Here is a 1170-nt window from a genome sequence, read left to right as displayed (position 1 = left end):
GCATGTAACATGCTGAAATTATGAGGATTGGCTCTTTTGAGCCTCAAAAGAAGTTTTTCTTTAAGTGCTAGTTTCCTGTTATCATAAGAATATGAAGGGTTTTAAAACGTATAAGGCTTCAAGTAGTCGGTTTATTCGCTGGGTCTTGGATGTGATAGGTGGATTACTCTTTCCCCCCCAACCTGTGCCCGTTCGAGTAAGGACAACTGGCAAGGGAAAAAAGTAGTCAGCTTTGTTTCATCCGATTCGATTGTTGTCTAGAACAAGCATTCCAAATGAGAGGACAGAATTGTACGTCCGTACTCTATTGGTGGTTAGAGGAGTCTTTAAGAGAGACTCTCTATAAAGGGTTGAGGGATATAACCGTATCAGGCGAGTAAGCAATTTTAGAAAGCGAGTAGCTGTACAATGGAGATGCGCCAAGTTCATAACGAATTAGATGATCTTGCCCGGTTCGGTGGGTGTACGCGTCTGTTGGGGCAGTACAAGATCATTGGTGATGAATTAGAGAGTCTTGATTTGGAGATGCGCTCTCGTAGGGGGCGAGTAGACCCTGAGATATTACGAAATTTTCGACAAGCCTTAGCATTTATTTCAACTGAAGTATTATCTGCGTATCGTGAAGATCTGCTAGATCCGAATGTTTCATCTAGTGAGCTTTTTATACAGAGCGACCGGGATACGTGGAGAGTGCTAACACTTGTGCTTGGTGGAATTGCTCTCGCACTTGCTGTTGGTCTCGGTATGGCTTCTGCTGGCGCCTCTTTTCTCTTTTCTTTTTCCGTAGCATTTCTCTTGGCAGCGCCGTTTGCAATAGCTTGGCAGTATGCACCTCGGGAGGCGGTAGTTCGCCGTTTACGTTTTGCTCGATGGTTGATGAAAGAAATTGACCGTCGAAATGGCGGGTCGGGAATACGAGTGCGTATGCGTCGTACTGCCTCTGGCTTTCGCCCTCTCTGGGCGCCTTCAGTAGGGGGTAGTGTCGCAAGTTGTATGAAAATAGCAGTGCGTGATTAAGGCAAGCCCTTCGTTGATCTACTCTTCGAGCCTCTTATGGATGATTGTGTAATTACCTCTGATGGTGAATGCGCAAAAAAGAATGCCCGTGAGGAGCTAAGTACTCACGGGCATTCGAATGTCTTGTTAGTTCGATAAAGAGTTATGGAAAAT

Annotated in this window: 1 protein-coding gene; it reads left to right on the top strand. The window is 45.3% G+C overall.

Annotation, left to right across the window (positions count from 1 at the left end; translation table 11 throughout):
- Positions 1 to 408 precede the first annotated feature (408 nt).
- Positions 409 to 1017 (top strand): hypothetical protein, encoded by a 609-nt coding sequence (locus EBR25_14260; protein NBW42133.1) that lies wholly within the window; start codon positions 409 to 411, stop codon positions 1015 to 1017.
- The last annotated feature ends 153 nt before the right edge of the window (positions 1018 to 1170 follow it).

It is taken from the genome of bacterium (assembly GCA_009926305.1).
GTDB lineage: Bacteria > Bdellovibrionota_C > UBA2361 > UBA2361 > RFPC01 > RFPC01.
This window is presented reverse-complemented; position numbering and strand designations above follow the sequence as displayed.

Excerpts from the sequence above, each read along its gene's own strand:
- EBR25_14260 (NBW42133.1), top strand. The coding sequence starts at position 409 with ATGGAGATGCGCCAAGTTCATAACGAATTAGATGATCTTGCCCGGTTC.